At 69.2% G+C, this 20,407-nt stretch carries 20 protein-coding genes; 18 read left to right on the top strand and 2 right to left on the bottom strand.

The window, feature by feature from the left end:
• Positions 1-43 precede the first annotated feature (43 nt).
• Positions 44-751 (bottom strand): FadR/GntR family transcriptional regulator, encoded by a 708-nt coding sequence (locus ASD34_RS09155; protein ID WP_056575956.1) that lies wholly within the window; start codon positions 749-751, stop codon positions 44-46.
• Between the two features lie 172 nt (positions 752-923).
• Here ASD34_RS09155 and ASD34_RS09150 point away from each other — a divergent pair, with 172 nt between their 5' ends.
• The 17 genes from ASD34_RS09150 to ASD34_RS09070 all read left to right on the top strand — a co-directional run bounded on the left by ASD34_RS09150 (position 924) and on the right by ASD34_RS09070 (position 18,555).
• A complete protein-coding gene (locus ASD34_RS09150) occupies positions 924-1,658 on the top strand; it encodes an SDR family oxidoreductase (RefSeq protein ID WP_056575954.1) in 735 nt (244 codons plus the stop codon).
• Positions 1,655-2,401, top strand: a complete 747-nt coding sequence (locus ASD34_RS09145; protein WP_056575952.1) for an SDR family NAD(P)-dependent oxidoreductase — start codon at positions 1,655-1,657, stop codon at positions 2,399-2,401. Before ASD34_RS09150 ends, ASD34_RS09145 begins: the two co-directional genes overlap by 4 nt.
• A gap of 25 nt (positions 2,402-2,426) precedes the next feature.
• The gene (locus tag ASD34_RS09140) at positions 2,427-3,275 is read left to right on the top strand and encodes a fumarylacetoacetate hydrolase family protein (protein ID WP_056575949.1); all 849 of its coding nucleotides are present in this window, start codon (positions 2,427-2,429) and stop codon (positions 3,273-3,275) included.
• Between the two features lie 380 nt (positions 3,276-3,655).
• Positions 3,656-4,438, top strand: a complete 783-nt coding sequence (locus ASD34_RS09135; protein WP_056575947.1) for a GntR family transcriptional regulator — start codon at positions 3,656-3,658, stop codon at positions 4,436-4,438.
• Between the two features lie 20 nt (positions 4,439-4,458).
• Positions 4,459-5,661, top strand: coding sequence for an ABC transporter substrate-binding protein (locus ASD34_RS09130; protein WP_056575945.1), 1,203 nt, complete (start codon positions 4,459-4,461; stop codon positions 5,659-5,661).
• A 145-nt stretch (positions 5,662-5,806) separates the two neighbouring features.
• A complete protein-coding gene (locus ASD34_RS09125; RefSeq protein ID WP_056575943.1) occupies positions 5,807-6,679 on the top strand; it encodes a branched-chain amino acid ABC transporter permease in 873 nt (290 codons plus the stop codon).
• On the top strand, positions 6,676-7,656 hold the full coding sequence (locus ASD34_RS09120; RefSeq protein ID WP_056575941.1) for a branched-chain amino acid ABC transporter permease: 981 nt from the start codon (positions 6,676-6,678) through the stop codon (positions 7,654-7,656). Before ASD34_RS09125 ends, ASD34_RS09120 begins: the two co-directional genes overlap by 4 nt.
• On the top strand, positions 7,649-8,419 hold the full coding sequence (locus tag ASD34_RS09115; RefSeq protein ID WP_056575938.1) for an ABC transporter ATP-binding protein: 771 nt from the start codon (positions 7,649-7,651) through the stop codon (positions 8,417-8,419). Before ASD34_RS09120 ends, ASD34_RS09115 begins: the two co-directional genes overlap by 8 nt.
• Entirely contained in the window at positions 8,416-9,126 is a 711-nt protein-coding gene (locus tag ASD34_RS09110) for an ABC transporter ATP-binding protein (RefSeq protein WP_056575936.1), read from the top strand. Before ASD34_RS09115 ends, ASD34_RS09110 begins: the two co-directional genes overlap by 4 nt.
• Before the next feature lie 38 nt (positions 9,127-9,164).
• On the top strand, positions 9,165-10,121 hold the full coding sequence (locus ASD34_RS09105; RefSeq protein WP_056576224.1) for a tripartite tricarboxylate transporter substrate binding protein: 957 nt from the start codon (positions 9,165-9,167) through the stop codon (positions 10,119-10,121).
• Positions 10,118-11,416, top strand: a complete 1,299-nt coding sequence (locus ASD34_RS09100) for a 3-isopropylmalate dehydratase large subunit (RefSeq protein ID WP_056575934.1) — start codon at positions 10,118-10,120, stop codon at positions 11,414-11,416. Before ASD34_RS09105 ends, ASD34_RS09100 begins: the two co-directional genes overlap by 4 nt.
• Positions 11,413-11,934, top strand: a complete 522-nt coding sequence (locus tag ASD34_RS09095) for a 3-isopropylmalate dehydratase (RefSeq protein WP_056575932.1) — start codon at positions 11,413-11,415, stop codon at positions 11,932-11,934. The genes ASD34_RS09100 and ASD34_RS09095 overlap by 4 nt, the downstream gene beginning before the upstream one ends.
• Positions 11,927-13,624 carry a hydantoinase B/oxoprolinase family protein gene (locus ASD34_RS09090; protein WP_056575930.1) on the top strand — a complete coding sequence of 566 codons (1,698 nt, stop codon included), beginning with the start codon at positions 11,927-11,929 and terminating at the stop codon, positions 13,622-13,624. Before ASD34_RS09095 ends, ASD34_RS09090 begins: the two co-directional genes overlap by 8 nt.
• The gene (locus ASD34_RS09085; protein WP_056575928.1) at positions 13,621-15,675 is read left to right on the top strand and encodes a hydantoinase/oxoprolinase family protein; all 2,055 of its coding nucleotides are present in this window, start codon (positions 13,621-13,623) and stop codon (positions 15,673-15,675) included. Before ASD34_RS09090 ends, ASD34_RS09085 begins: the two co-directional genes overlap by 4 nt.
• Entirely contained in the window at positions 15,672-16,286 is a 615-nt protein-coding gene (locus tag ASD34_RS09080; protein ID WP_056575926.1) for a cysteine hydrolase family protein, read from the top strand. Before ASD34_RS09085 ends, ASD34_RS09080 begins: the two co-directional genes overlap by 4 nt.
• On the top strand, positions 16,283-17,695 hold the full coding sequence (locus ASD34_RS09075) for an FAD-dependent oxidoreductase (RefSeq protein ID WP_056575924.1): 1,413 nt from the start codon (positions 16,283-16,285) through the stop codon (positions 17,693-17,695). The genes ASD34_RS09080 and ASD34_RS09075 overlap by 4 nt, the downstream gene beginning before the upstream one ends.
• Entirely contained in the window at positions 17,692-18,555 is an 864-nt protein-coding gene (locus ASD34_RS09070; protein ID WP_056575922.1) for an isocitrate lyase/PEP mutase family protein, read from the top strand. Before ASD34_RS09075 ends, ASD34_RS09070 begins: the two co-directional genes overlap by 4 nt.
• A gap of 17 nt (positions 18,556-18,572) precedes the next feature.
• On the opposite strand, the gene ASD34_RS09065 is transcribed toward ASD34_RS09070, so the two are convergent.
• Positions 18,573-19,460, bottom strand: a complete 888-nt coding sequence (locus ASD34_RS09065; RefSeq protein ID WP_056575919.1) for a LysR family transcriptional regulator — start codon at positions 19,458-19,460, stop codon at positions 18,573-18,575.
• 119 nt (positions 19,461-19,579) lie between these two features.
• On the opposite strand from ASD34_RS09065, the gene ASD34_RS09060 reads away from it, so the two are divergent.
• Positions 19,580-20,338: an SDR family oxidoreductase gene (locus ASD34_RS09060; protein WP_056575917.1), complete on the top strand. Its 759-nt coding sequence runs from the start codon at positions 19,580-19,582 to the stop codon at positions 20,336-20,338.
• Positions 20,339-20,407 lie beyond the last annotated feature (69 nt).

Here is a 20,407-nt window from a genome sequence, read left to right as displayed (position 1 = left end):
GCTTGTCTCCGTTGTAGTCGTTGGCTGAAATGCTGGCGAAAAATCAGGAAGGCTTGGCGCGGCGCCAGCTCGCGCTGAAACGGTGGTGCGAGTTGTCCATGTGCGTGTGCATTGCGGTGCGTGCGGCCTCGGCGTCGCGCGCGGCGATGGCGTCGCGGATCGCCTCGTGCTCGGCGATGGCGGCGCGCCACGAAGTCACGGTCTCGAAATAGCCGCCCAGCCGCGTGAAGATCGGCCCGCGGCGCGAATCCCAGAAGCCCTGCACCGTCTCGACCAGCACGACGTTGCCGCCGGCGTTGACGATGGCCAGGTGAAAGGCGCGGTCGCCGTCCAGCGGCATGACGTTGCGATCGGCCATCTCGCGCATGGTGGCGATGGCGCGCGTCATCGCGTCCACGTCCTTGCGCTTGCCCGAAAGCGCGGCGATGGCGGCGGTTTCGCCCTCGATCACGCGGCGCGCGCGGATCAGCTCCAGCGGCCCCCACTCGGTGGGCGCCACCGGCGCGCTGGCGCGGTGCGAGCGGTCGAGCACGTACACGCCCGAGCCGGTGCGCACCTCGACCCAGCCCTCGACCTCCAGCGCAATGAGCGCCTCGCGCACCGAGGGCCGACTCACGCCGAGTTGCTTGGCGAGGTCGCGCTCGGCGGGCAGGCGCGCGCCCACGTCGAACTCGCCCTTGGCGATCAGCCCGCGGAGCTGGTCGGCAATCTGGCGATAGAGGCGCTGGGGTTCGACGGTCTGGAGCGGCACGGGGGCAGACAGGTGGCGGGCGAGGCGGTGGATCGGCTTAAGGGTTGTCCTGAATTGGACAAGTGGTAAGGCCAATTCAGAATACGGCGATTCACAGTTGTCACCCATCGGGCCTAACCCGAATCCACCCCGCACACCTCTGCTTTCGCAGAAACCCCAGGAGATACCGACCATGAGATTGAAGGGAAAGACCGTGCTCGTCACCGCCGCCGGCCAGGGCATTGGCCGCGCGAGCGTGCTGGCGCTCGCGGCCGAGGGCGCCCGCGTGTGGGCCACCGACGTCAACGAGCAGTTGCTGTCGGCCTACGCCGGCGTGGCGAACGTCACGGTCCTGAAGCTCGACGTGCTCGACAAGGCCGCCATCGGCGCGGTCGTGGCGCAGCTGCCCACGCTGGACGTGCTGTTCAACTGCGCGGGCGTGGTGCACAACGGCACCATCGAGCAGGCCGGCGACGACGACCTCGACTTTGCCTTCCGCCTCAACGTGCGCGCCCAGATGTGGACCATCCAGGCCGTGCTGCCCGGCATGCTCGCGGCCGGGCGCGGCAGCATCATCAACATGGCCAGCGTGTGCTCGAGCATGAAGGGCCTGCCCAACCGCTTTGTCTACGGCACCACCAAGGCGGCGGTGCTCGGCCTCACCAAGAGCGTGGCGGCCGACTACGTGGCCCACGGCATCCGCTGCAATGCCGTGTGCCCGGGCACGGTCGACACGCCCTCGCTGGGCGATCGCATCAACGCCAACGCCGACCCCGAGGCCGCGCGCAAGGCCTTCGTGGCGCGCCAACCCATGGGCCGGCTCGCGCAGGCCGAGGAGATCGCGCCGGTGGTCGTCTTCCTGGCCAGCGACGAATCCATCTTCGCCACCGGCCAGTACTTCACGGTCGACGGCGGCATCACGATATGAACCGGCTCGATTTCGAAGGCCGCCATGCAGTGCTCACCGGCGGTGCCACGGGGCTGGGCTTCGGCATCGCGCAACGGCTCGTCGCCTCGGGCGGCAGCGTCACCTTGTGGGACCGCGACGAGGCTGCGGCCGCGCGGGCGGCCGACGCGCTCGGCGCCAGGGCCTTCGCATTGAAGGTCGATGTGACGCAGCAGCCGTCCGTCGCCAAGGCCGTGGCCGCCACGCTCGCGCACGCGCCGCGCATCGATGCGCTGGTCAACAGCGCGGGCATCACCGGGCCCAACGTCAAGCTCTGGGACTACCCGGTGGACGAGTGGCGCCAGGTGATGGAGGTCAACGTCAACGGCGTGTTCCTGTGCTGCCGCGAGGTGGTCGTACAGATGCGCAAGCAGGGCCACGGTCGCATCGTCAACATCGCCTCGGTCGCCGGCAAGGAAGGCAATCCCAATGCCAGCGCCTACAGCGCCAGCAAGGCGGCCGTCATCGGACTCACCAAGTCGCTCGGCAAGGAACTGGCCGACACCGGCATCCGCGTCAACTGCGTGACGCCCGCTGCGGTGAAGACGGCGATCTTCGACCAGATGACGCCCGACCACATTGCGTTCATGCTGTCGAAAATACCCATGGGCCGTTTCGGCACGGTCGAAGAAGTGGCCGCACTGGTCGGCTGGCTTTGCACCGAAGATTGTTCGTTCTCCACGGGTGCGGTCTTCGACCTGTCCGGTGGCCGCTCCACCTATTGATCATTCAATGCACTGAAAGGAAAGCATGAAACTCGTCCGCTATGGCAACCCCGGCAAGGAGAAGCCCGGCCTCATCGATGCAGACGGCAAGCTGCGCGACCTGAGCGCCATCGTCAAGGACATCGGTCCCGACCAGCTCGGCGATGCCGCCATTGCCAAGCTGCGCAAGACCAAGCTCGACAAGCTGCCGCTCGTGCGCGGCAAGCCGCGCTTGGGCAGCCCCGTGGCCAACGTCGGCAAGTTCATCGCCATTGGCTTGAACTACGCGGACCACGCAGCCGAGTCGGGCCTGCCGGTGCCCAAGGAACCCATCGTCTTCATGAAGGCCACCAGCTGCATCCAGGGCCCGAACGATCCGGTGATGCTGCCCAAGGGCTCGGTCAAGTCCGACTGGGAGGTCGAGCTCGGCGTGGTCATCGGCACGAAGGCGCGTTATGTGTCGCAGAAGAGCGCGCTCGACTACGTGGCCGGCTACTGCACCATCAACGACGTGAGCGAGCGCGAGTTCCAGATCGAGCGCGGCGGCACCTGGGACAAGGGCAAGGGCTGCGACACCTTCGGTCCCATCGGCCCCTGGCTCGTCACGCGCGACGAGATCGAGAACCCGCAGAAGCTCGCCATGTGGCTCGACCTGAACGGCCAGCGCGTGCAGACGGGCAGCACCAGGACCATGATCTTCAGCGTGGCCAAGCTCGTGAGCTACGTGAGCCAGTTCATGACGCTGATGCCCGGCGACGTGATCACCACCGGCACGCCGCCCGGCGTCGGCATGGGCATGAAGCCGCCGCTCTACCTGAAGAAGGGCGACGTGATGACGCTGGGCATCGAAGGCCTCGGCGAGCAGCGCCAGGAAGTGGTTCCCTTCAAGCTCTGAACGCCAGGTCGTGCGCCGGCGATCATCCGGCGGATGAGGACGCTGGCGGCCCATCGCTCGCAGGTCGTTGGAGCGCCCGGGAGGGCGCTGATGGCGCCGCGATCGACAGTGCCCGCCACGACGGCCGGCACGGGCATGCGACCTGTGCCCGCCTGCCCGGCCAGCGGCTGGCAAGGTCGGTGCCTATGCATCACCACCCACCCTGCAGAAGTGCATGACGGGCGTCCGCTGGGTGGCGCTGACCAGCGCCACATGACGCGCATCGTCGCGCGCCACCTCGGGTTTACGCCCGGTGTCAGGCAACGCGGCATGCACGCTCGGTTTTAAATGTCCCATTGACAGAACATTGAAACTGCAAAAACATCGAAGGCATGTCGCAAATGCCTTTGCCCAAATACCACCAGATCTATCTGGTGTTGCGGGAGCAACTGCACGAAGGCCGTTTTGCGGAAGGACTGCCCGGTGAACTCGCGCTGATGGCGCAGTTCAGCGTGGCGCGCGTCACCGTGCGGCGCGCGCTGGAACAGCTGGCGTCCGAAGGCCTCATCGAGCGCAACCCCGGCCGCCGCACGCGCGCGCTGCCGCCGCCCGCGAGCGGCGAAGGCCCCGGTACCAAAAGCATGGAACGCGCCAACCTGCGCGGCCTGCTCGAGAACCTGGTCACCATGGGCCTGCACACCTCGGTCAAGGTGATCGAGGTGGCGACCATCACCGCCTCCACCCAGGTGGCCGAGGCACTGGAGCTCAAGCTCGGCGATGCAGTGCAGAAGGCCGTGCGCGTGCGTTCCACCAAGGAAGGCCCGCTCTCGCACATCACCACCTACGTGCCCGACACCATCGCGCGCCGCTTCGGTCGCCGCGAGCTGTCGAAGAAGCCCATCCTGGTGCTGCTCGAGGAGTCGGGTGTCAAGGTGGGGCGCGCGCACCAGACCATCTCCGCGCGGCTGGCCGACAACGTGCTGGCACAGCACCTGGACGTGTCCGTCGGCTCGGCCCTGCTCGCGGTGCGCCGTCTGATCTACGACGAGGACGAGCGGCCCGTGCAGTGGCTGCACGGCTTCTATCGCCCCGACCGCTACACCTACGAAATGCAGCTCTCCCGCGTGGGCAGCATCGACGCCAAGGTGTGGGTCAGCAAAGACGTGTCAGCCCAGTTCAACTGAAGATGAAAAAGGAAAGCCCCATGCAGAACCGTCGCCGTTTCGTGTCGCAGTCCGCCGCCCTGGCCACCGCCGTCGCCTTCCCGCTCGTGGCCGGCGCGCAGCCGAAGACCGTCAAGGTCGGCGTGCTGCATCCGGTCACCGGCGCACTGGCCTATTCGGGCCAGCAGTGCCGCCTCGGCGCGCTGATGGCCATCGAGGACATCAACGCGGCAGGCGGCATCAAGTCGCTCGGCGGTGCGAAGCTCGAGGCGCTGCTGGGCGATGCGCAGTCGCAGCCGCAGGCCGGCGCTGCCGAGGTCGAGAAGATGAACGAGGCCGGCGTGTCGGCCATCGTGGGCGCCTTCGCCTCGGCCATCTGCCTGGCCACCACGCAGGCCGCGGCCAAGTACAACCTGCCGCACGTGGTCGACGTGGGCGTGGCCGACCAGATCGTCGAGCGCGGGCTGAAGAACACCTTCCGCTTCGGCCCCGGCTACAAGAAGTCGACCGAGGTGGCCATGGCCAACCTGCTGGTGCTGAACAAGGCCGCGGGCAGCCCCGCCAAGACCGTGATGATCATCCACGAGGAGTCGCTCTTCGGCGCCGGCACCGCGCAGCTGCTGTCGCGCGAACTGCCCGGCTACGGCTTCGAGGTGAAGGAAGTGGTGAAGCACGCCAACCCCACGCGCGACTTCAACAACATCGTGCTGCGCATGAAGTCGGTCAACCCCGACATCGTGATTCCGGCCAACTACTACAACGAATACGCGCTGCTGGTGCGCACCATGCAACAGCAGAAGGTGGTGCCCAAGGCGATCTTCTCGGTGCTGGGTGGCGCCGCATCGAGCTACAAGTTCGTGAAGGAATTTCCCGACGCGGCCAACGGCATCATCGACTGCAACCATTGGTTCAACCCGAAGGACAAGCGCTCGCAGGAACTGCGCAAGCGCGTGGAGGCCAAGGGCCAGTTCTTCAGCTACGAGGTCTTCATGACCTACACCTCGATGTGGCTGCTGGCCGATGCCATCGAGCGCGCCAAGTCCACTGAGCGTGCCGCCATCATCGACGCGCTGGAGAAGAGCGCCTTCTCCAATCACATCATGCCGTACGGCCCCACGAAGTTCATCAATGGCCAGAACGAAGGCGCGCAGCCGCTCATGACGCAGGTGGTGAAGAACGACATCAAGGTGATCATCCCGCGCGACTACCGCGAGGTCGACCCGGTCTTCCCGCTCAAGGCCTGAAGCCAGGCCACCAAGCCGCCAGGCCGCAACAAGGCAACACCCATGAAGCGCTTCGACGGACTCCGAGCCTGCCCGGAGTCCGGTGGAGTCGCACGCCCCTGAAGAACATGCACGAAGAGACAAGCAGCCCAGCACCCGCCAGCCCATGCCAGACATCAACATCCTCTTCCCGTCGGTCCTGAACGGACTGACGACCGGCGCCGTGTACGCGCTGATCGCGGTCGGCCTCACGCTGATCTACGGCGTGCTGCACATCATCAACTTCGCCCATGGCGCGAGCCTGATGCTGGCGCTGTATGCCGTGTACTTCCTCAAGGAACGCCTGGGCATCGACCCGTACCTGGCGCTGCCCATCGCGATCGCGGGGATGTTCGTGCTCGGCTATGCGCTGCAGCGCGTCGTCATCAACCGCGCCGGCCACGGCAAGGACGAGAACATCCTGCTGGCCACGCTGGGCATTGCGATCGTCATGGAGAACCTCGCGCTGCTGTTCTTCAAGTCGGACACGCGCAGCATCGACACCGCCTATTCGCTGAGCACCGTGGCCATCGGCCCCGCGATGATCGCGGTACCCAAGCTCGTTGCCTTCGCCGGTGCGCTGGTGGTCTCGGGCGTGCTGTTCTGGATCATGGGCCGCACCGACCTGGGCCGCGCCATCCGCGCGGTGGCCAAGGAGAAGGAGGGCGCCAAGCTCATGGGCATCGACGTGGACCATGTGTATGCAATGAGCTTCGGCATCGGCCTCGCGTGCCTGGGTGCGGCAGCGTGCTTCCTGCTGCCGGCCTACTACGTCAACCCGCAGGTGGGCGGCGGCTTCGTGCTGGTGGCCTTCACCATCGTTGTGCTCGGCGGCATGGGCAGCTTCGTGGGCGCGCTCGTCGGCGGCTTCCTGATCGGGGTGGTCGAGTCGCTCGGCGGCCTGTACCTGGGCGAGTCGCTCGGCCAGCTGGGCATCTTCGCGATCTTCATCGGTGTCGTGCTGTTCCGCCCGCAGGGCATGTTCGGAGCCAAGGCATGAGCGCGGGCCGCAATCAACTCTTCTACATCGCGCTCTTTGCCGTGGTCGTCGGCTGCGTGCCGTTCTTCACCCAATCAGGCGTGATGCTCAACTTCGTGATGATGGCGCTCTACGCCACGCTCATCGCCCAGGCCTGGAACATCCTCGGCGGCTTCGGCGGGCAGTTCTCGTTCGGGCACGCGCTCTTCTTCGGCACGGGCGCCTACATCCAGGCGATCGCGCAGCTGCAGGGCGGCATCAACGCCTGGGTGGCGCTGCCGATGGCCATCGCAGGCAGTGCGCTGGTCGGCCTGTTCGTCGGCGCGCTCACGTTTCGCTACGGCCTGAAGGGTTCGTACTTCGCGCTGGTCACGCTGGCCTTCGCCGAGGTGTTCCGCATCGTCGCGACCTCGGTGCCCTTCACCGGCGGCGGCGTGGGCCTGATGGTGCCGCTGCGCGAATCGGTGGGCAACATGCAGTTCGCCTCGCGCGCCGGCTACCTGTGGGTGGTGCTGGCGATGGTCGTGGTGGCGCTGCTCGTGACCTGGTGGCTGCGCAACGGCCGCTTCGGCGCCTACCTGCAGGCGGTGCGCGACAACGAGGATGCCGCGCGCGCCGTGGGCGTGAACCCGTTCCGCGTCAAGCTCGCGGCCATCGGCCTGTCGGCTGCCTTCATGGGCGCGGCCGGCGCGTTCTACGTGCAGGTGTTCCAGTACATCGACGCGGGCATCGCCTACGGCTCGGTCACCTCGGTGGAGGCGCTGGTCGCGGCCATCGTCGGCGGCATGGGCACGCTGTGGGGGCCGGTGTTGGGCGCGGCGGCGCTGCACCTGCTGTCGGACCTCACGCGCAACCTGTTCGGCGAGCTGCCGGGCATCAACATGGTCATCTACGGCACGGTGCTCGTGCTCATCGTGATCTTCCTGCCGCGCGGCGTCGCGGGCCTGGGGCTCTCGGTGCGGCAACTGTGGAACGCGAAGGGAGGCAAGAATGACTGAGCCTCTTCTGACACTCGACGGCATCTCGCGCTCTTTCGGCGGACTGAAGGCCGTACAGAACGTGAGCCTGGCCGTGAAGGCGGGCAGCCTCACGGCGCTGATCGGCCCCAACGGCGCGGGCAAGACCACGTTGTTCGCGCTGATGTCGGGCTTCCTCAGGCCCGATGCCGGCACCGTGCGCTTCGCCGGCCAGGACATCACCGGGCGCGAGCCGCACCGCAACGCCGTGCTCGGCATGACGCGCACCTTCCAGATCGTGAAGCCCTTCGCCGCGCAGACCGTGCGCGAGAACATCGCCGTGGGTGCGCACCTGCATGTGCGCAACCGCGCCGAAGCCCTGGCCAGCGCGGAGGCCGTGGCGCAGCGCGTGGGCCTGGCGCTGCAACTCGACAAGCCCGCCTCCGACCTCACCGTGGCCGGCCGCAAGCGCCTCGAACTCGCCCGCGCGCTCGCCACGCGGCCCCGCCTGCTGCTGCTCGACGAAGTGCTCGCAGGCCTCAACCCGCAGGAGATCGCCGAAATGATGCCGGTGGTGCGCGGCATTGCCGACAGCGGCGTGACCGTGCTGATGATCGAACACGTCATGCAGGCCGTGATGAACCTGGCCGAGCACGTGTGGGTGCTGGCGCAGGGCCAGCTCATCGCCGAGGGCAATCCGGCGCAGGTGACGTCCGACGACCGGGTGGTCGAGGCCTACCTGGGCCATGGCACGGCGGCGCGATTGCGCAAGGCCGCGGCTGGCAACGTGGGAGCCTCGGCATGAGCGCGCTGCTGGACATTCAAGGCCTGCGCGGCGGTTACGGCCGCGTGGAAGTGCTGCGCGGCGTGGACCTGCAGGTGAACGCCGGCGAGATGGTCGCGCTGCTCGGCAGCAACGGCGCGGGCAAGTCGACGCTCAACAAGATGGTCTGCGGGTTGACGCCCACATGGCGCGGCAGCGTGCGCTTCGACGGCAAGGACCTCACCGGCGCGCACTACCGCGAGGTGGTCAAGGCCGGCCTCATCCAGGTGCCCGAAGGCCGCAAGGTGTTCCCCAACCTCAGCGTGCTCGAGAACCTGGAGCTGGGCTCCTTCACGCGTGCCCGCGAGCGCCGCGCAGCCAACGTCGAGAAGATGTTCCACATCTTCCCGCGGCTGCGCGAGCGCATGGCACAGCACGCCGGCACCATGAGCGGCGGCGAGCAGCAGATGCTGGCCATCGCGCGCGGGCTCATGGCCGAGCCCGTGCTGCTGATCCTCGACGAGCCGTCGCTCGGCCTGTCGCCGCTGCTGGTGGAAGAGATGTTCACGCTCATCCGCGAGCTGCGCGACGGCGGCCTCGCGGTGCTGCTGGTCGAGCAGAACGTCGGCCAGTCGCTGGAGATCGCCGACCGCGCCTATGTGCTGGAGAACGGCAGCGTGCGCTTCTCGGGCAAGCCCGACGCGCTGCTGGGCAGCGACGAACTGCGGCGCGCCTACCTGGGGCTCTGACCCCTGCAAGAACAACGAGACAACAAGGAAACCCCATGATCCATCGCCGCGACCTCCTCATCGCACCCGCCGCGCTGGCCCTTGCCGCCGCCGCCCGTGCGCAAATCGGCAGCGCCCCCGTGCGCATCCTGGTCGGCGCACCGGCCGGCGGCTCGACCGACACGCTCGCGCGCTCGCTGGCCGTCAGCATGGGCCCTGCGCTGGGTCGCACCGTCATCGTCGAGAACAAGCCCGGCGCGGGCGGCAACATCGCTGCCGATGCGGTGGCCAAGGCCGCGCCCGACGGCAACACGCTGCTGATGAGCTTCACCAGCCATGCCATCAATGCCACGCTGTACCCCACGCTGCCCTTCGACCCGGTGAAGGACTTCACCGCGCTCACCTGCGTGGCCACCTCGCCGTCGATCCTGGTGGCGCACCCCTCGGTGCCCGCGAAGGACGTGCGCGAACTCATCGCGCTCGCCAAGGCCAAACCGGGCCAGCTGAACTTCGCCATCGGCGCGGTGGGCTCGTCGCTGCACATGGCGGGCGAGGCCTTCAAGATGCAGTCGGGCGTGGACATCGTGAACATTCCCTACAAGGGCACCTCGCCCGCCGTGCAGGACCTGCTGGCCGGCCAGGTGCAGCTGATGTTCGCGGCGGTGGGCAACGTCAAGGCCCACATCCAGGCCGGCAAGCTCAAGGCGCTGGGCGTCACCACGGCCAAGCGGCTGCCCGCGTTCCCCGAGGTGCCGGCCATCGCCGAGGCCTTGCCCGGCTACGAGTCGAGCGCCTGGTTCGGCCTGTTCGGCCCGGCGCGCATGCCGGCCGACGTGTCGCGCAAGCTCAGCGACGCGGCGCGCCACGCGCTGCATCAGCCCGACATGCGCAAGCGGCTGGACACCGAAGGCGCGATTCCCGTGGGCAACTCGCCCGAGCAGTTCACCGCGTTCGTGCAGAGCGAGATCCCGCGCTGGGCCCAGGTCGTGAAGTTCTCCGGAGCCAAGCCCGAATGACCACCGACACCTCCAACCCGGCAGCCGCGCGGGTGCCGCCACAGACGCTCGCGCAGAAGCTCATCGCGCGCGCCAGCGGCCGCGAGCACGTGGCGGTGGGCGAGATCGTGACCTGCGGCGTCGACCTCGCCATGTTCCACGACTCCTCGGGCCCGCGCCGCCTGAAGCCCATGCTCGAGGAGCTGGGCGCGCAGATCTGGGACCGCTCGCGCATCGTGCTGGTGATGGACCACTACGTGCCCGAGCGCGACGACGACTCGCGCCGCATCGTGCGCATCGCGCGCGACTGGGCGCGCGACCAGCAGCTGCCGCACGTGTACGACAGCCAGGGCATCTGCCACGTGGTGGTGCCGCAGCACGGCCACATCCGCCCCGGAATCCTGTGCGTGGGCGGCGACTCGCACTCGCCCACCGGCGGCGCGTTCGGCGCCTACATGTTCGGCGTGGGCAGCACTGAAATGCTCGGCGTGGTCGTCACCGGCGAGATCTGGCTGCGCGTGCCCGAGACCCTCCAGATGTGGTGGGACGGCAAGCTCCCCGCGGGCGTGACTGCCAAGGACATGATGCTGCACATGATCGGGCGCTTCGGCATGAATGGCGGGCGCTACCAGGCGGTGGAGTTCGCGGGCCCGGCGATCCGGTCGATGTCGATGCAGGAGCGCATGACGCTGTCGAACATGAGTGCCGAACTCGGCGCGCAAGCCGGACTGATCGCGCCCGATGCCACCACGGCGGCCTACCTGGAAGCGGCCGGTGTCCCACGCGCCGACACCTCGGCCTGGTTCACCGACAGGGACGCCGCGCTCACGCGCCACCGCTTCGACGCCGACACGCTCGAGCCTCACGTGGCCGCGCCGCACAGCCCGGCCAATTCACTGGGTGTGAGCCACTACGCCGGCACGCCGGTGGACGTCGCCTACATCGGCGCATGCACCGGCGCCAAGCTCGACGACCTGCGCGCCGCCGCGCAGGTGCTGCGCGGGCGCAAGGTGGCGGCGGGCCTGCGCCTGATCGTCGCGCCCGCCAGCATCCAGGACCAGGAGCAGGCGCGCGAAGAGGGTGTGCTGCAGGCGCTGATGGAAGCCGGCGCCGAATTGTTCCCGACCGCATGCGGCGCCTGCTCCGGCTATGGCGATCCGATGGGCGACGACATCACCGTCATCTCGACCACGGCGCGCAATTTCAAGGGCCGCATGGGCTCGCCGAGCGCGCAGGTGTACCTGGGCTCGCCCTACACGGTGGCGGCCGCCGCGTTGCGTGGCCGCGTGACCGACCCGCGGGAGGTGCTGGCATGAGCGTGACACGAGCGACTCACCGCGTGTGGCGCCTGGGCGCCGACATCGACACCGACCTGCTCGCGCCAGGCCATGCCATGAAGCACGGCATCGACATCATTGCGAAGCACTGCCTGGAAGCCATCCGGCCCGACTTCGCCGTCGGTGTGGCGCGCGGCGACGTGCTTGTGGCCGGACCCAACTTCGGCATCGGCTCCTCGCGCGAGCAGGCCGCCGCGGTGCTGGTGCACCTGGGCGTGAGCGCGGTGATCGCGCCGTCGTACAGCGGCCTGTACTTTCGCAACGCCTTCAACGTGGGCCTGCTGCTGCTGACCTGCGCCGAGGCCGAATCGCTGAGCGAAGGCGACCAGATCGCCCTGGACACCACCGCGCCCGAGATCGTCATGCCCGGATGCAGGCGCCTGGCCTGCGAGCCGGTGCCCGGGTTCCTCATGGACATGGTCCGCGCCGGCGGACTGTTGAACCAGCTGCGCCAGCGAACTGGCCGCCCCGCCTCCAAGAAAGCCACCGATGCCTGATCCTTCTTCTGCCCCAACCATCGACCCTGTCACGCTCGCCGTGCTGCGCGGCCGCCTCGAGCAGGTGGCCGACGAGATGGACGCCACGCTCTACCGCAGTGCGTTCAACCCCATCATTGCCGAGGCGCACGACGCCTGCCACGGCCTGTACGACGCCACCACCGGCGACACGCTGGTGCAGGGCAAGTCGGGCCTGCCGGTGTTCGTGGGCGCCATGGCCTTCGCGGTGCGCGCCACCGCCAAGGCGGCCGGACCGCGCGGCGGCATGCGCGACGGCGACATCTGGATCAGCAACGATGCCTACGACGGCGGCACGCACGCCAACGACTTCAAACTGGTGAAGCCGTTCTTCCGCAACGGCAAGCTGTACTGCCACATGGCCTCGGCCGCGCACTGGCACGACGTGGGCGGCGCCGTGCCCGGCAACTACAACCCCGCCGCCACCGAGTGCTGGCAGGAGGCGGTGCAGATCCCGCCGGTGCGCATCGTGAAGGGCGGCGTGCTCGACGCCGACGTGCTGGCCATCCTGCAGGCCAACACACGCCTGCCCGACAGCCTGTGGGGCGACCTGAACGGCCAGCTCGCGGCGCTGGAGCTCGGCGCGAAGCGGCTGAACGGCCTGCTCGACGAATACGGGGACGACCTCGTGCTCGACGCGCTGGGCGAACTGCGCGCCCGCGCGCTGCGGCTGATGCGCTCGCACATTGCTTCGCTGCCCGACGGCCGCTACAGCTTCGAGGACGTGCTGGACAACGATGGCATCGTCAACGAGCCGCTGACCATCGCGCTGGACATGACGGTGGCCGGCGACCGGCTCACGCTCGACTTCTCGCGCACTTCGCCGCAATGCGCGGGGCCGGTGAACATCTCGCGCGCCACCGCGGTGGCTGCGTGCTACGTGGCGCTGAAGCACCTGTTCCCCGACGTGCCCGCGAATGCCGGCGTGCTCGACGCGGTCGACTTTGTCATTCCCGACAAGCGGGTGATCAGCGCCGAGCGCCCGCGCCCGGTCGGCGGCTACACCGAGACCATCCTGCGCATGATCGACGTGATCTTCAGCGCCGCCGCGCAGGCCGATCCCACGCGCGCCGTGGCGCAGGCCTACGGCACCATCAACGCGCTGTCGATCGCGGGCCACCGCAGCGACAAGGGCCGCGAAGGCCAGCGCTGGGTGATGTTCAGCTTCTTCGGCGGCGGCCATGGCGGCCACTCGGGCGGCGACGGCCTGGCGCACGGCAATGCACCCATCTCCACCGCGACCATCCCGCCGCTCGAGATTCTGGAAGCCGCCTATCCGGTGCGCTTCACCGAATGGTCGCTGCGCGCCGACTCCGGTGGCGACGGCCAGCACCGCGGCGGCCTGGGCGCCGTCTATGAAATCGAACTGCTGGAGAAGGACGCCGAGGTGTTCGTCTTCGGCGAGCGCGGCACGTCGCCGCCCAAGGGCATCGCGGGCGGCGGCGACGGCGCGGTCAACGTCTTCAGCTACGAGAACGCGGGCGAGTGGCACACGCCGCCCATGGTGTCGAAGATGCGCGGCATCACGCTCGCGCGCGGCGAGCGCGTGCGCCTGCAAACGCCCGGCGGTGGCGGCTGGGGCCGCGCCGCCGAGCGGCAGCCAGCGCAACGCGAGGCCGATGCGGCCATGGGCTACGTGAGCACCGATACGACGAAGAAAGCATCCGAATGACTTCCCCTGGTAACTCCCTTGTCGTCGGCGTCGATGTCGGCGGCACCTTCACCGACCTGTTCGTGCTCGACGAGGCGAACGGCACGGCCCGCATCGTCAAGGTGCCTTCCACGCGCGGCGAGGAAGCGCGCGGCTTCATGAACGGCGTGGCACGCGTGGCGGATTCGGCCGCGACCATTGCCACCATCGTGCACGGCACCACCGTGGGTACCAACGCGCTGCTGGAACGCAAGGTGGCGCGCACCGGCATCATCACCACGCGAGGTTTCCGCGACGTGCTCGAGATGCGCCGCCGCGACCGGCCCGAGACCTGGGGCCTGCGCGGCAGCTTCCTGCCAGTGGTCCCGCGCGACCTGCGCCGCGAGGTGGACGAACGCGTGCTGGCCGACGGCACGCTGCACACCGCGGTCGACCTGGAGCAGGTGCGCGCCGAAGCGCGCTCGCTGCTCGAAGCCGGTTGCGAGGCCGTGTGCGTGTTCTTCATCAACACCTACGCGAACCCCGAGAACGAGCGCCTGGCCGCGGCCGCGGTGCGCGAACTCTGGCCCAACCCGCACGTCACCTCGGCGAGCGAAGTGCTGCCCGAGATCCGCGAGTTCGAGCGCTGCTCGACCGCCACGCTCAACGCCGCGCTGCAGCCGGTGGTGGGCAGCTACCTCGGCCGGCTCGAATCCGACCTGCGCGCGCAGGGCTTCGGCGGCGAGTTGCTGGTGGTGCAGAGCAACGGCGGCGTGATGTCGCGCCAGACCGCGAGCGACCTGCCCGTGCGCACCGCGCTGTCGGGCCCGGCGGCCGGCGTGATCGCCTGCGCGGCCATCGCGCGCGCAGCGGGTTTTCCGAATGCGATCACGGGCGACATGGGAGGCACGTCGTTCGACGTGTCGCTGGTGGCGAACGGTGAAGCTGCATTGGCGGCGCAAACCGCCATCGAGTTCGGCATGGTGATCCGCTCGCCGATGATCCAGATCGAGACCATCGGCGCCGGCGGCGGCTCCATCGCGTCGGTGGACGCGAGCGGCATGCTGCAGGTCGGCCCCGAGTCGGCGGGCAGCGTGCCCGGGCCGGCCTGCTATGGCCGCGGCAACATGCGCCCGACCGTGACCGATGCCAACGTGCTGCTGGGCCGCATCGCGGCGGACCGTCCACTGGGCGGTGGACTGCTCGCGGCGCTCGACGCGGAGAAGTCGCGCCAGGCCATCGAGGAGCATGTCGCGCGTCCGCTGGGCCTCGATGTGCATGCCGCTGCCGAGGCCATCCTCACGGTGGCGAACGCGCGCATGGCCGGCGCCATCCGCCTCGTGTCGATCGAGCGTGGGCACGATCCTCGCCGCTTCGCCTACATGCCTTTCGGCGGCGGCGGCGCGCTGCACGTGTGCGCGATGATGCGCGAGGTGGGCGTGGCCACCGGCATCGTGCCGCGCTACCCCGGCGTCACTTCGGCACTGGGCTGCGTCATTGCGGACATGCGCCACGACGCGGTGCAGACCATCAACAAGCCGCTGGCCGACCTCGACGTGGCCGGCCTGCAGCACCGCATCGACGAACTGGCTGCGAGCTGCCAGCAGCGGCTCGACTCGTCGGGCGTGCGCTTCGACGAGGTGCGCGAAGTGGTCGCGCTTGACATGCTCTACGCCGGCCAGACGCACACGCTGCCGGTGGTGCTGGCTGATGCGGGCCAGGCACCGATCACGGCCGCAACCATCCGCACGGCCTTCGAAGCGGCCTACACCGCCGCCTTCGGCCGTGTGCTCGACGGCATCGCGATTCGCGTGATGAACCTGCGCTATGCGCGCATCGGCGTGCGGCCCAAGTTCGACCTGAAGGTGCTGGCGCCTGAAGGCGTGGGCAGCACCGCGCCGCTGGGCACGCAGCGCGTGTTCCACCAAGGCCAGTGGCACGACGCGGTGCGCTATGCGCGGCTCGAGCTGCCGGTGGCCGCGCGCATCGAGGGGCCGGCCATCCTCGAACAGGCCGACACCACCGTGTGGCTCGAACCCGGCTTCCATGCCGAGGTCGATGCGCACGGCAACCTGCTGGTGAGGCCGTCATGAGCGCGGGCACGAAGATCGTCCCGGCGAAGACGGCGCTGGTCGTCATCGACCTGCAGAACGACTTTCTCGATGCCAGGGGCGCCTACGCGCGCGGCGGCGACACCAACCCGCCCGCGCTGCTGCTGCCCGGGCGCGTGGCCGCCGTGGCGCGTGCGCTGAAGGCGGGTGGGGGGCTGGTGGTGGCGAGCCAGTTCACGCTGTGGCCCGACGCGAAGGGTGAGCCGATGGTCTCGCCGCACCTGAAGGCGTTGCGCCCGTACCTGTCCAAGGGCGATTTCGCGCCCGGCAGCTGGGGCCAGGCGAATGTCGACGCGCTGGCGGGCCTGGTCGACGTGACGGTCAGCAAGGTGGCGTATTCGGCCTTCTTCAACACGCAGCTCGACTGGGTGCTGCGCCGCGTGGGCATCGACACCGTGGCGGTGTGCGGCATCGTCACCAACGGCGGCGTGGCCAGCACGGTGCGCGACGCGCACATGCGCGACTACCGCACGCTGGTGCTGGCCGACGGCTGCGCGGCCTTCGGCGAGGAGCGCCACAACACCTCGCTGGCCGACATGCGCAACGTGGCCGAGGTGACAGACTGCGCGCCTTTCATCGCATCGCTGGCATGACCGCGCCTGCAAGAACCGTCCGGCGCGCCGCGCAGGTGGAGGCGGACGTGCACGTGGCAGTGGCCATCGTCGGCGGCGGGGCCTGCGGTCTCACGGCGGCGCTGATGCTGGCCGACGCGGGCATCGACTGCGTGGTGCTGGAGCGCGACGCGCTGCCCAGCGGATCGACGGCGTTGTCCTCGGGTTTCATTCCCGCGCCTGGCACGCGCGTGCAGCGCGCACACGGCGTGGCCAACGACAGCGCCGCGCGCTTTGCCGCCGACATCCAGGCCAAGGCGCACGGGCGCGCGGCCGCCGCGCTGGTCGCGGCGTATGCCGGTGCCATCGGCCCCGCGCTCGATGCGCTGCAGGCGCGCCATGGCCTCGAATGGATGCTGCTCGACGGCTTTCTCTACCCCGGCCACAGCGTGCACCGCATGCATGCGCTGCCGCAGAAGACCGGCGCCGCGCTGATGGCCGCGCTGCAGGCGGCGGCGGAAACCGCGGGCATTCCGGTGTTGACGCAGGCGTTGGTCGATACGCTGGTGCTCGACGCCCACGGCAGCGTGGTCGGCATCGACTACCTGCGCCCCGACGGCACGCGCGAGTCGCTGGCCTGCGACGCGCTGCTGCTGGCGTGCAACGGCTTCGGCGGCAACACGGAAATGGTGCGCACGCTGCTGCCCGAGATGGCCGAGGCCGCCTTCGGCGGGCATGTAGGCAACGACGGCAGCGCCATCCTCTGGGGCAAGTCGCTGGGCGCGCGGTTGCGCGACCTGGGCGGCTACCAGGGCCACGGTTCGTGGGTCACGCCGCAGGGTGCGTTGATGTCATGGGCCGTGATGATGGAAGGCGGCGTGCAGCTCAACTGCGACGGCCGGCGCTTCCACGACGAGACGCTGGGCTACTCCGAAGCCGCGGTGCACGTGCTCGCGCAGCGGGGAGGCATCGCCTGGAACGTGTTCGACACGCCGCTGCTCGCACTGGCGCGCGGCTTCCCCGATTTCTGCGAGGCCGAGGCGGCCGGCGCGCTGCGCCGCTGCGACTCGGTGGCCGCGCTGGCGGACTGCATCGGTTGCGAAGCCGCGGTGCTGCAGGGCACGCTCGACGCGATGCGCGGTGGCGTGCCCGCGGCCGACGGCCGCGTGTTCGCGCGCGGCCTCGACGCGCCGTACTTCGCCGTCAAGGTGACCGGCGCGCTCTTTCATACGCAAGGCGGCCTCGACACCGCACCCGACATGCGCGTGCTGCGCCAGGACGGCACGCCGTTGCCCAACCTGCTGGCCGCGGGCGGCGCGGCCGGCGGTGTCTCGGGTGACGCGGTGTGGGGCTATCTCTCCGGCAACGGCCTGCTGAGCGCCGTGGCCGGCGGCTACATCGCGGCGCACACGGCTGCCGCACTGGTTCAACCCAAGGAGGCGTCCGCATGACGACCCACAACTTCAAGACCCGCCTGGCACGGCCCGACGTGGTGCTGGCACCCGGCGTGTATGACGCGCTGAGCGCACTGGTGGCCGAGCAGGCCGGCTTCGAGGCGCTGTACCTGTCGGGCGCGTCGATCGCCTACACCCGCCTGGGCCGCTCCGACATCGGCCTCACCACCTTCACCGAAGTGGCCGACACGCTCGCGCGCATCACCGAGCGCGTGAGCCTGCCGGTGATCGTCGATGCCGACACCGGCTTTGGCAATGCGCTGAACACGCAGCGCACCGTGCGCGGCTTCGAGCGCGCGGGCGCGGCCATGGTGCAGATCGAGGACCAGACCTTTCCCAAGCGCTGCGGCCACCTCGACGGCAAGGCCGTGGTGCCCGAGCGGGAGATGGTCGGCAAGCTCAAGGCCGCGCTGGACGCGCGCACGTCGAGCGACACGCTGATCCTCGCGCGCACCGACGCCGTGGCGGTCGAAGGGCTCGAAGCCGCGCTTGACCGCGCCGAGGCGTACCTCGAATGCGGGGTGGACGCGCTCTTCATCGAGGCGCTGCGTTCGCCCGAGCAGATGGACACGGCCTGCAGCCGCTTCGCCCACCGCGTGCCGCTGCTGGCCAACATGGTCGAAGGTGGCAAGACGCCGATCCAGGATGCGGACGCGCTGCAGGCGCATGGCTTTCGCATCGCGATCTTCCCGGGCGGCACCGCGCGCGCGGTGGCGCACACGCTGCAGGGCTACTACGGCAGTCTGCACAAGCACCGCACCACGCAGCCGTGGCGGCCGCAGATGCTGGACTTCGATGCGCTCAACGAGGTGATCGGCACACCTGAGCTGATGCGCACCGGGCAAAAATACGAATGAGCGGATACGACTGAAGCTCAGCGCAGCACACGCACCAGTTCGTCGTACACCAGCCGCACGCGCGCCGGCACCGGCGCGCGCTGCGAGCGGTAGACGTGGATCGGCCAGGCGTCGGGCGCCTCGGCCTCCAGCACCTCCACCAGTTCGCCCGAGGCGATCAGCGGCTCGGCCAGCGGCCCCGCGAGCTGGCCGAAGCCCAGGCCCGCGCGCACCGCGGCGCACTCGGCATCGACGTCGTCGGTGACGAAGGCCGGCGCGGCGACCGGCATCTGCCGCCCCTTGCTGAAGAACCACGACCACGGGCGGCCCGCGCTGCGGTCCATCAGCGCAGTGAGCGGAAAGCCCGGCAGCGCCTCGACGTTCTTCGGGACGCCGGTGCGCGCGACCAGCGCCGGCGCCGCCACCACGCGCAGCTGCATCCGGCCGACCGTGCGCGCGACGAAGCGCGCATCGCGGATCGGGCCGGCGCGCACGCCGATGTCGATCTGCTCGTCGACCACGTCGGCATGTTCTTCCGACAGCCGCAGGTCGAGCACGAGGCCCGGGTGTTCGGCCAGCATCGGCGCGAGCGCTTCCGGAATCAGCCGCCGGCCGTACACGTTGGGCGCGGTGACGCGCACCGTGCCCGCGTGCTGCGAGAGCGCGCGCCGGTCGGTGCGGTGGAACAGCGCATCGACGCCGCCCACCGCGACGCGCGCGCGCTGCGCGAGCTGGCGGCCGAAGTCGGTGAGCTGCACGCCGCGCGTGCTGCGGTGAAAGAGCGGCTCGCCCAGTTCCTCTTCCAGCTCGCGCACTGCGCGCGTCACGACCTGCGGTGAGACGGAAAGCCGCACGGCCGCCTCGCGGAAGTTGGCGGCGTCGGCGGCGGTGAAGAACACGCGCAGGGCTTCGAGGCGGTTGGACATTGAGGTGTTCCTTGATTCCTGAATCTGGAATTCTGAAGTCGCCAGAGTTTCATTTACTGGAACGCGTGGATTTTCCACACTGCATGCACTTCTTCAACGCATCCCGAAAGGAATTTCCCATGACATCCGTTCAAGACAACATCAAGGGCAAGGTCGCCATCGTCACCGGCGCGAGCAGCGGCCTGGGCGAATCCGCCGCGCGCCACCTGGCCGCGCGCGGCGCCCGGGTGGTGCTGGCGGCGCGCCGCACCGACCGGCTCGAGAAAGTGGTGACCGAGATCCGCGAAGCCGGCGGCGAGGCCCTCGCCGTCGCAACCGACGTCGCGAAGCGCGAGGACCTGGAGCGGCTCGCCGCCGCCACCGTGGAGGCCTTCGGCCGCATCGACGTGCTGGTCAACAACGCGGGCGTGATGCCGCTGTCGCCCATCGAGAAACTCAAGGTCGTCGAGTGGGACCGCACCATCGACGTCAACATCAAGGGCGTGCTCTACGGCATTGCCGCCGTGTTGCCGCGCATGCAGGCGCAGGGCAGCGGCCACATCGTGAACGTCGCGTCGATTGCCGGGCTGAAGGTGTTCACGCCCATCGGCACCGTCTACAGCGCGACCAAGCACGCCGTGCGCGCCATCTCCGAAGGCCTGCGCGTGGAAGTGGGCAACAGCGGCGTGCGCGTGACCATCGTGTCCCCCGGCGCGGTGGAGTCGGAACTGAAGTTCGGCAGCAGCGACGCCGAGAGCGCCGCGGGCGTGAAGGCTTTCTACGACGCCAACCAGATCCCGGCCGACTCGGTGGCGCGCGCCATCGTCTACGCGGTGGAGCAGCCAGCCAACGTGGACATCAACGAGGTCGTGCTGCGGCCCGTGTCGCAGGAGTTCTGAGACCGCCGGGCAAGGGTGCGACCCGCTGGCGGTTGCCCCTTGCCTTGTTTAACCTTCATTAACCCAGTG

Source organism: Variovorax sp. Root473, assembly GCF_001426505.1.
Classification (GTDB): Bacteria; Pseudomonadota; Gammaproteobacteria; order Burkholderiales; family Burkholderiaceae_C; genus Variovorax.
This window is presented reverse-complemented; position numbering and strand designations above follow the sequence as displayed.

Coding starts and splice junctions, on each gene's coding strand:
- ASD34_RS09090 (WP_056575930.1), top strand. CDS start 11,927: ATGCCTGATCCTTCTTCTGCCCCAACCATCGACCCTGTCACGCTCGCC.
- ASD34_RS09095 (WP_056575932.1), top strand. CDS start 11,413: ATGAGCGTGACACGAGCGACTCACCGCGTGTGGCGCCTGGGCGCCGAC.
- ASD34_RS09125 (WP_056575943.1), top strand. CDS start 5,807: ATGCCAGACATCAACATCCTCTTCCCGTCGGTCCTGAACGGACTGACG.
- ASD34_RS09075 (WP_056575924.1), top strand. CDS start 16,283: ATGACCGCGCCTGCAAGAACCGTCCGGCGCGCCGCGCAGGTGGAGGCG.
- ASD34_RS09070 (WP_056575922.1), top strand. CDS start 17,692: ATGACGACCCACAACTTCAAGACCCGCCTGGCACGGCCCGACGTGGTG.
- ASD34_RS09110 (WP_056575936.1), top strand. CDS start 8,416: ATGAGCGCGCTGCTGGACATTCAAGGCCTGCGCGGCGGTTACGGCCGC.
- ASD34_RS09100 (WP_056575934.1), top strand. CDS start 10,118: ATGACCACCGACACCTCCAACCCGGCAGCCGCGCGGGTGCCGCCACAG.
- ASD34_RS09065 (WP_056575919.1), bottom strand. CDS start 19,460: ATGTCCAACCGCCTCGAAGCCCTGCGCGTGTTCTTCACCGCCGCCGAC.
- ASD34_RS09080 (WP_056575926.1), top strand. CDS start 15,672: ATGAGCGCGGGCACGAAGATCGTCCCGGCGAAGACGGCGCTGGTCGTC.
- ASD34_RS09120 (WP_056575941.1), top strand. CDS start 6,676: ATGAGCGCGGGCCGCAATCAACTCTTCTACATCGCGCTCTTTGCCGTG.
- ASD34_RS09060 (WP_056575917.1), top strand. CDS start 19,580: ATGACATCCGTTCAAGACAACATCAAGGGCAAGGTCGCCATCGTCACC.
- ASD34_RS09145 (WP_056575952.1), top strand. CDS start 1,655: ATGAACCGGCTCGATTTCGAAGGCCGCCATGCAGTGCTCACCGGCGGT.
- ASD34_RS09140 (WP_056575949.1), top strand. CDS start 2,427: ATGAAACTCGTCCGCTATGGCAACCCCGGCAAGGAGAAGCCCGGCCTC.
- ASD34_RS09115 (WP_056575938.1), top strand. CDS start 7,649: ATGACTGAGCCTCTTCTGACACTCGACGGCATCTCGCGCTCTTTCGGC.
- ASD34_RS09085 (WP_056575928.1), top strand. CDS start 13,621: ATGACTTCCCCTGGTAACTCCCTTGTCGTCGGCGTCGATGTCGGCGGC.
- ASD34_RS09130 (WP_056575945.1), top strand. CDS start 4,459: ATGCAGAACCGTCGCCGTTTCGTGTCGCAGTCCGCCGCCCTGGCCACC.
- ASD34_RS09135 (WP_056575947.1), top strand. CDS start 3,656: ATGCCTTTGCCCAAATACCACCAGATCTATCTGGTGTTGCGGGAGCAA.
- ASD34_RS09150 (WP_056575954.1), top strand. CDS start 924: ATGAGATTGAAGGGAAAGACCGTGCTCGTCACCGCCGCCGGCCAGGGC.